The sequence below is a fragment of the Photobacterium sp. BZF1 genome (genome assembly GCF_014349205.1).
In the GTDB taxonomy this organism is placed as follows: domain Bacteria; phylum Pseudomonadota; class Gammaproteobacteria; order Enterobacterales; family Vibrionaceae; genus Photobacterium.
This window is the reverse complement of record NZ_JACSOF010000213.1, coordinates 1-8,276: the sequence shown is the minus strand read 5'-3', so window position 1 is coordinate 8,276 and position 8,276 is coordinate 1. Positions and strand designations below refer to the sequence as shown.

Sequence of the window (8,276 nt, the reverse complement as noted above, 5' to 3'; positions counted from 1 at the left end):
GAAGCGAATCGATTTGGTCACTCAGTTTCATTGATAATTCTTTTGTTGACTATCATTTCACGAGTGCCCACACAGATTGCATGGTCAAATTGTTAAAGAGCAATATATTCAACGATTTATCAGTGATTATCGAAACAATCTCTCGTTGAACAGGGCAGCCATTCTATCCAATCAATTCTCAGTGTCAAACACTTTTTGAAAATTTATTTTTAAGAGTGATTTCCCTTACCGATACGTTGCTGGCTAAGCCGCCGTACTCCGTGTCGGTGATGCGGCATTATAGGGAGCTAATTGATATTGGCAAGCATAAAAATAAAAAAAAACACCAAGCGCGCAAAAAACAGACAAGACATGACGTAAGTGTCTATTTTGATGACAACAGGCTCAATATATCCCGCCCTGCGGCCTTTACCCTGCGTCGATTAGGCTGCAAGCAAAGGACGAATAGCTCTTGGCTGGCGGAAGTAAGGTAAGCCTTTTTCAGGCGGTTGAACTCCGCTTTGCCGGTTACCCAACGCAAATAGCCTGCTAGCAATGCCATTGGCTGGTTGGTAACAGCATTACGGTGGCGGTCCAGGATATGCTTCATCGCATTAAGTCGTTTACCATGATCCCGGCTGATGGCATCGGCCCGGTCGGATACATAATGACAAAGGTTGCAGTCAAGCACCCCAACCTCACCGACTGCAGCGACCTTGAGCCACAAATCCCAGTCAGAAGCCGACCTCAATTTTGGGTCAAAACCACCGACTTCCATTAAGGCCGACTTTTTCACCATCACTGTACTGGTTCCCACCATATTTTCGGCAAACAAGAGTGGCGTAAACGACGGGAATACGGTCACAGGGCCAGCACTGAGCTTATTGCGAAAACGTGGCCAAAATGCAAAGCACCCGATAATAGGCTCACCGGCTTCGGTAATATGCATATAGTCAGTAAAACTCATGACCATCTCAGGGTAATGGTCGTGGAGGTCGAGCTGTTGCGATAACTTGTTACCAAGCCAGTAATCGTCAGCATCAAGAAATGCGATCAGCTCATTGCTGCAATGTTCTATCCCGAGATTTCTTGCCTGCGAAGCTCCTGCCCTGTCACTGAAGAGCACCTTGATATCGTCCTGCTGCACCAACCACTCACGTGAACCGTCGGTTGAGCCGTCGTCAACCACAATAATCTCAACCGCGACACCTTGGCTACGGATACTGTCGATTGCCCGAGGTAGCGTTGATAGGCAGTTGTAGTTTGGCATCACTACACTCACCGCTGTTTTATAGCTCATCTTCTTTACCCCCATTTGTCTGTTCGTTGCGAGGTACACAGATGCAAGTGATGAGCCAACTACGGGTTGGCATTAAATTTGGATAGTTGCTTGTAAAGGCTAGCAAGAGCAGCTTGCAACGCAACGCTCAACTATTTCGAGGCACCCGCGCAGAACGATGGGTGACATGAGGGAAGAACTATGAAAAAGATCGGCTATGTGATCCCCGTCTTTCCAACTTTGTCGGAGACCTTCGTCGGGGTAGAAATGCGGTCTATGGAAGCACTTGGGCATGCTGTCCAACCTTATGCTTTCAGCCCCGGGCAGCATTACCAACCGGCAGACAGTGAACTAAAGCAGCGTTGCCGCTACCTTTCTTCTGCCCCAGCCTATCCGCTCGACGGGATCTGGAACCTCCACCGTTGCCACCGTTTTATCCACCAGCAACAGGGGTTTGGTTACCTTTCATTACTTCGCCAAGGTTTACAACTCGCTTATCTGGCCAAGCAAGACAACTGCGAGCACCTCCATGCCCATTTTGCCTGGCACAGCGCTGCGACGGCTATCGTTGCAGCTAAATTGCTCAATATTCCGGTCTCTTTCGTTGGCCATGGCGCTGATATTTATGCTGCTCCACAAGATGTCGCCAGCAAATTAATGGCCGTTAACTTCGCCTGTGCCGTGACCAAAGAGATGCAAAATGAACTGCAGTCTGCGACAAACCGTCCGGTATTGCATATCCCCTGTGGTATTGATGCCACTCAGTACCCGGCACTGCATCCAGATTGGCGGCCACAAAAAGATTTTCTATTTATCGGGCGCCTAGTCGAGAAGAAAGGACTGGATACTCTGCTCGACGCATTGGCACAACTGCCGCCAGACACCACATTGGATATTGTTGGTGACGGCCCTCTACTTGCCGACTTGAAACAACAAGCCGACCAACTAGGTATTAGGGAGCAAATTCAATTCCATGGCCGTAAGGAGGCCCACTGGTACCGCCAGCATGCCAATGACTACAAGGCATTGGTTGCCCCATTTACGGTTGCAGCCAATGGTGACAAAGACACCGGTCCGTTGGTGATCAAAGAGGCAATGGCGCTGGGACTACCGGTGATCACCTCGGATTTACCTGGTTGTAATGAAATTCTGGAACAGCGCTACGGTATTCAGGTCCCGATGGATGATGCCGATGCCCTTGCCAAAGCAATGGCAGCTCACCGCCAGCAACCGTTAACGGAGCTATCAACACTCAGGCACAAGGCCTTCAATCGGGTGATGGAACACTTTACAGCACTTACCCTGGCCAAGCAGCTTTCGGCACAGGTAGAAGCATTATGACTCCGGCAATGACTATGGCGGTATACGCTATCGGCTTGGTCAGCAGCAAGCTGATTGCCCTTGGCCTCCAACCTTTCGTCACGCAGTGGCTGGGCACCGATCAATTTGGCCAGCTTGATGTGCTGGTGACCTTCGGCAGCCTATTCACCCTGATCATGGCATTTGGTATTAGTGATGCCATGTACCGTTTTGCCCATGACCAAGCCGATCAGGCCGCTTTTTTCCGTTGCACGTTCGGACTCATTTTGCTGATTGCCTCTGTGATAATGCTACTGGGGCAGGCCTTCCTCTCCGAATTGCAACAAAACCTGCCGGGAGACCCTTCATCTTTTGCCGTGCGCTGTTTGCTGCTCACCCTGTTGCTCAACACCCTTTGCTGCGTACCGCTGGCAATCCTTCGGATACGTAACTTTGCAAGCCAATTTGTATTGGCGCAGGTTGCTTTCGCTTTGGTCCAAGGGCTGGGAATCATCTTTCTAGCACCTCAGTACGGCGTTGATGGAATAATGGCTGCAGGTCTAATCGCACAAATTGTCCAGATCATCACTCTCGCCAAGCACTTCCCGGCCCCCAAGCTGGGCCTTAGTGCCTTACTACTGAAATACGGCCGTGCCATTACCCTTTCGGGCATACTCAGCTTTTTAGTTATGGGGGTTGAGCGCTGGGCCATCGCCGATACTCTCGGCCTAGCGGCCCTGGCCCCCTATGCGATTGCTGCACAGTGGGCCATCGCTGCCAGCCTGCTACTCGAACCTTTTGGTATGTGGTGGTTTCCCAAGCGCTTCGGCTTGCTCGGTACCCAAGCACAACGCCAGCAAGCTGCAACCCTGAGTGTGTTGGGTTGCCAGTTAGGTTGCTTGGTTGCAGCAGGGATCATCATTGTTGCTTCCCGCTTTTTGCTACTCTGGCTACCTGCCGAATTTCACCAGAGCGCACAGATCCTTCCCCTTCTGGGCATCACCGTCATGTTCAAGCATGCCAGCACCCTGCTCAACATAGGCTGTTACCACCAGAAGGATGGCAACAGCATCATGGCTATCGGGATTATCAGTGCAGCATGTGCCGTCGCCCTATTGGTATTTGTTCTCCCCCGCTTTGGGCTCTACCCGTTTATTTTGTCGGGTATCGGTTTACAACTACTGCGGGTCAGCTTGTTTTATCTCTGGAGCCAGCATTACCTCCGCCTGCCCTACCCACTGCCGCGCCTAGCTGTAAGCTATTGTCTCGTGACCTTAATACTGGTTAGCCATATCCACTTCAATTTGGCCCATGAGATCGCCTTTAGCCTACTGTTATTGATACAAGTTGGATGGCCATGGCTTCGCCCCAAGCTGACGGGATGGAAAAAAGCAGCGGAGGCTAACGGATGAAACGGCAAAACCAAGGACTTCTGGCATTGACATGTTGCGGGCTGATTTTTACCGCCTGGATGTCCCAGGGCAATTTGATTCTGGTTGCCTGTTTGCTGTTTGTCCTGCCTTTTGTCATCAGCCAGGCTTTTCTGGTGTGTGTTGGCTTCATTATTTTCTCTTACTTTCGGATCCACGAAGCCTTCCCGCTACTAATGCCATTGAAGATCCCCCAGCTATTGGCACTCGCCAGCCTGGCCGGGCTTGGCTGGCAACTTTGGCTGCAGCGGGATTCCGTCAACTGGCACCGCTTGCAAACCCTCTTCCTGCTCTTTAGTGCCTGGGTTCTGGTGTCCTGCCTATTCGCCACCAACCGTGGTGAGGCTTTTGCCAGTTTCAATGGCAACTTCATCAAGATTGTCATCATGGTCTTCGCTATCAGTTGGCTACCGCAGCGCCTGCCGCAGCTAAAAGTGATCCCCTATTTGCTTTTGCTCAGCGGCCTGCTGATTGGTGGGCTGGCCTTGTTCAACAAGACCAATGGCATCGGCTTGGTGGAAGGCACCCGGGTCACCATTGGCCGGGACATCGGCTCCATGCTGGGTGATCCCAACGATCTGGCGCTTGTGTTGCAATTTCCAGTGTCATTTGCCATGGCCTACAGTTTCCATGGCCCGAAATGGCAGCGGGCGCTGGCGTTCGTTGTGCTGATCATCATGATCATGAGCGTGTTAGCAACCCAGAGCCGCGGAGGATTACTCGGCATAGCCTGCGTTGTTTTTGCTATGGCACTGCTAAAAAGCCGCTCAATCGTTCTCCCCAGTATTATCAGTGGCGTCGGGCTGATGGCGCTGGTGCTGTTGGCAGGGATCAGCGACCGAAGCTCCGGCGGAGCCGCCGAAGCCGGAATCGATGAGTCGGCCATGGGACGAATTTATGCCTGGCAAGCCGCCTTCAACATGGCTGTCAGCAACCCCTTTGCCGGGGTCGGCCTCAATAACTTCTACTACAACTATTATTTCTACTCGCCACATTGGGATGGAAAAAACCATGCGGTACATAGCACCTGGCTCCAAATCCTGTCAGAGACTGGGTTCGTCGGATTGGTACTATTCCTGCTTATGGTAATAGGTGCCCTGCGTGTCAGTTACCAACTCCTCAAACGTCTCGAGCACCATGAGATGAAGCCACTGGCTCAGGGACTATGGCTGGGAACCCTATCTTTCTGTGTCAGCGGGACATTCCTGACCCAGGGGACAACCTGGCCACTGTACATCTTAATCGGATTATTGCTGGCACTAGACCGGCTTACCCTAAACCAGGAGGCAAACCATGCGCGCACTTGTTAAAGCCCACTTGGCGCCAAACCACTTTGCCATGCTCAAAAGTATGGTCCGGCAGCTAAGAGGCAGCTCACTCCCTTCGATCCCCTTTCTGCACAAAGGACTCTATCACTTGCATTTGGCGGTAAAGCAAAGCCTTCATTGCATTTTGCAAAAAGGGTATTTCACCCCTGTCTTTGCCTCCCGCCTGACTAACCGCCCCCGTCAATTGCAACTGGATTGCGGCATGCCACAGATCATCGGGCCGCTCGATATCACGCTCGGCGAAAACTGTCGTCTTTCCGGTATCGCGACGTATTGCGGCCGGGCCTGGGGAGAGCAGGCACCACAACTCATTGTCGGAGACAACGTCGATATCGGCTGGCAAAACACCTTGGCGGTTGGCCGCACAATCCGTATTGACGACAATGTACGCCTTGCAGGTAAAGTCTTCCTCGCAGGTTTCCCCGGCCACCCGATGGATCCGACAGCCAGAGCCGAAGGCAAACCGGACACCGAACAACAAGTTGGTGACATACACCTGTGCCGTAATGCTTGGTTGGGGACAGGGGTCATGGTCATGGCAGGCGTCACCATTGGCGAAGGCAGCGTGATTGCCGCTGGCAGTGTGGTCACCAAAAATATCCCCGCAGGGGTATTGGCTGGCGGAAACCCCGCCAAAGTCATCAAAGCGTTGGAGTATTGAGATGGAATTTTTGGTTTTCGGCGAGGACTGGGGGCGCCACCCCTCAAGCAGTCAGCATTTACTCCAAGCAATTGGTGAGCACTACGAGGTGCATTGGGTTAACTCAATCGGTTTGCGCCAACCGTCACTCAATTTCAAGGATCTATTACGAATAGGCGAGAAGTTAATGGCTGCAGGGAAAGCTGATACTTCGTGTCAACCGGCACAGGAAAGCCCCGAAGCAACCTCAATGACCAAGCCGACTTCCATTATCAAGCCGCTGGTCTGGCCGATGGCCCAACATCCCCTCGCGAGGCAACTCAATAGTCTCTTACTCAAGCGGCAAGTCAGCGCCAAACATTCTCAGCGGGTAGTATGGGCTGCCTTGCCCAGTGCCGTCGACTACTTGGATATCTGCGACAGTGATCTGGTGATTTACTATTGTGGGGACGATTTCTCTGCACTCGCCGGGGTTGACCACCAGCTCGCTGCTGACGCCGAACGGCGTCTAGTTGCCCGGGCCGATATCATTTTTGCCTGCAGCCCCGCTTTGCACGCTAAGTTCCCCGCAGACAAAACCGTTCTATTGCCACATGGTGTGCACTTGTCGCAATTTGCAAACGCAACAGCCTGCCCGGTGGATATCGACCCGGACAAACCCAGTATTGGCTTCTACGGCAGCCTGAATAACTGGCTCGATCAATCGCTTATCGTCAGTCTTGCCAAGGCCCGCCCCAATATTAATTTCTATTTTATTGGTCGAGAAGACAGTGATATTGCGTCACTCCGCCAACACCCCAATATCACGCTGTTGCCAGCCAAGCCTCACCACCAGCTACCCCAATATCTTCAGCACTGGACTATGGCGATCTTGCCTTTTGTCGACAATGAGCAAATTCGCGCCTGTAACCCTTTAAAAATGAGGGAGTATCTTGCTGCGGGCTGCCCGGTGATCAGCTCGCCATTTCCTGCCACGGCTCCATACCGAGACCTTATCACCACAGCCAGTAGTGAAGCCGAGTGGTTAGCGACTATCGATCACTATTGCCAATGGACTCCCCAACAGAGAAGCAACCACGCCGAACTGGCATACCTAGCAGTTAGCAAAGAAAGCTGGTCGTTTCGTGCCACACAAGCCATTGATGTAATTAAGCAAAAACTCGCCAACTGACAAAGTGTCAATATTTTCAGGCGGCAGATAACAATTCTCCCAACTTCAGGCACTTTTTTTGCTACCAATAATGGAGGAGCAAACGGAGCCACCCAGGGGGAAAGATGAAAAGGATATTGATAGCGTTAGGTTGCCTGTTAATCGTAGGCTGTGCCACACAGCCGGGGCCAAGCAGCCTGACCCTGTTCTTCAGCCCAGAGCAGATTTCACTCACTGCCGAACAACAGCGCAAGATCAGTGACTTTCTGGCACAAAACCCCTACCAGCAATTAAGCGTCAAAGTGGCCCCGGCCGATCTGGATAATCCCTTTGATGCCCTGCTTCAGGGGCAAAAGCGAATCCAGGCCGTCAGTACCCTTTCCAACAGTCAGAACATTCCGCTGCACCTGGAATATGTACCGACCCAAACCGCTGATACTTTGATATTAGAAAGGCAAGCACCATGAGGCACCAACTCTTTGCCAAGCTGTATCCGCTTCTGCAGGCGTTGTGGAACCATCGCTACCTGCTGCTCATTCCGGTACTGGTTATGCCACTACTGATGACAGCTGGCGGGACACTCAAAGCCAAGCGCTACTACGCCCAAACCACAATCTTGGTCCAAGAAGCCGCAATGCTTAACCCATTTCTGGAGGATCTGTCTATTTCGATGAACCTGCAGAAAAGGATCAAAGCCCTACGGGTATTGCTCCATAGCCAGTTCGTCCTGCAACAAGTCGCCATCGACCTTGAATTGGCCTCGCCAGACAACCCAAGCCAACTCAATGCCGTCACCAGCCAGCTCAATGGTAGCCTGAGCGTCAATCTGATTGGCAATGACCTGGTACAGCTTGGCCTCAACTGGCATACCCCAAAAGAAATGCCGCTGATCCTAAATAAACTCTCAGCCCTGTTCCTCGACAAACTACGTGCCCCCGGCCGGGCCTCAATTGATGGCTCCGAGCTTTTCCTCCAGCAACAGCTTGAATCAACCTTGGCCGATCTGGAGAGCGCCGAAAGTGCATTGGCAGCATTCAAATCAGACAATGCCAGTAACCTGCCCCAACTTCAGGGCAGCCGAATTCAAAATGATGCCCAGATCAACACCCTGATCCAAGAAACCAAGCTCGAATTGCTCAACGCCCAGGCCAAGCGGGATAACTTCTATGAC

The 8,276-nt window shown here is 52.0% G+C and carries 7 protein-coding genes and 1 pseudogene; 7 read left to right on the top strand and 1 reads right to left on the bottom strand.

Annotated elements, in window-relative coordinates; genetic code table 11:
- Positions 1–364: 364 nt before the first annotated feature.
- Positions 365–1,279 carry a glycosyltransferase gene (locus tag BIZ37_RS28240; protein WP_187464368.1) on the bottom strand — a complete coding sequence of 305 codons (915 nt, stop codon included), beginning with the start codon at positions 1,277–1,279 and terminating at the stop codon, positions 365–367.
- A gap of 180 nt (positions 1,280–1,459) precedes the next feature.
- Here BIZ37_RS28240 and BIZ37_RS28235 point away from each other — a divergent pair, with 180 nt between their 5' ends.
- The 7 genes and pseudogenes from BIZ37_RS28235 to BIZ37_RS28205 all read left to right on the top strand — a co-directional run.
- Positions 1,460–2,599: a glycosyltransferase gene (locus tag BIZ37_RS28235; protein WP_187464367.1), complete on the top strand. Its 1,140-nt coding sequence runs from the start codon at positions 1,460–1,462 to the stop codon at positions 2,597–2,599.
- The gene (locus BIZ37_RS28230) at positions 2,596–3,969 is read left to right on the top strand and encodes a lipopolysaccharide biosynthesis protein (RefSeq protein ID WP_187464366.1); all 1,374 of its coding nucleotides are present in this window, start codon (positions 2,596–2,598) and stop codon (positions 3,967–3,969) included. Before BIZ37_RS28235 ends, BIZ37_RS28230 begins: the two co-directional genes overlap by 4 nt.
- Complete coding sequence (locus BIZ37_RS28225; protein ID WP_187464365.1) at positions 3,966–5,297, top strand: O-antigen ligase; 1,332 nt, start codon at positions 3,966–3,968, stop codon at positions 5,295–5,297. Before BIZ37_RS28230 ends, BIZ37_RS28225 begins: the two co-directional genes overlap by 4 nt.
- Positions 5,281–5,976, top strand: a complete 696-nt coding sequence (locus BIZ37_RS28220; RefSeq protein WP_187464364.1) for an acyltransferase — start codon at positions 5,281–5,283, stop codon at positions 5,974–5,976. Before BIZ37_RS28225 ends, BIZ37_RS28220 begins: the two co-directional genes overlap by 17 nt.
- Position 5,977: 1 nt before the next feature.
- Positions 5,978–7,126, top strand: coding sequence for a glycosyltransferase (locus BIZ37_RS28215; RefSeq protein ID WP_187464363.1), 1,149 nt, complete (start codon positions 5,978–5,980; stop codon positions 7,124–7,126).
- 104 nt (positions 7,127–7,230) lie between these two features.
- Positions 7,231–7,572 carry a hypothetical protein gene (locus tag BIZ37_RS28210; RefSeq protein ID WP_187464362.1) on the top strand — a complete coding sequence of 114 codons (342 nt, stop codon included), beginning with the start codon at positions 7,231–7,233 and terminating at the stop codon, positions 7,570–7,572.
- Positions 7,569–8,276 (top strand): annotated as a pseudogene (locus BIZ37_RS28205) (sugar transporter); the annotation flags it as partial. The gene BIZ37_RS28210 and the pseudogene BIZ37_RS28205, both read left to right, overlap by 4 nt.

Coding starts and splice junctions, on each gene's coding strand:
- BIZ37_RS28210 (WP_187464362.1), top strand. CDS start 7,231: ATGAAAAGGATATTGATAGCGTTAGGTTGCCTGTTAATCGTAGGCTGT.
- BIZ37_RS28240 (WP_187464368.1), bottom strand. CDS start 1,279: ATGAGCTATAAAACAGCGGTGAGTGTAGTGATGCCAAACTACAACTGC.
- BIZ37_RS28225 (WP_187464365.1), top strand. CDS start 3,966: ATGAAACGGCAAAACCAAGGACTTCTGGCATTGACATGTTGCGGGCTG.
- BIZ37_RS28235 (WP_187464367.1), top strand. CDS start 1,460: ATGAAAAAGATCGGCTATGTGATCCCCGTCTTTCCAACTTTGTCGGAG.
- BIZ37_RS28215 (WP_187464363.1), top strand. CDS start 5,978: ATGGAATTTTTGGTTTTCGGCGAGGACTGGGGGCGCCACCCCTCAAGC.
- BIZ37_RS28230 (WP_187464366.1), top strand. CDS start 2,596: ATGACTCCGGCAATGACTATGGCGGTATACGCTATCGGCTTGGTCAGC.
- BIZ37_RS28220 (WP_187464364.1), top strand. CDS start 5,281: ATGCGCGCACTTGTTAAAGCCCACTTGGCGCCAAACCACTTTGCCATG.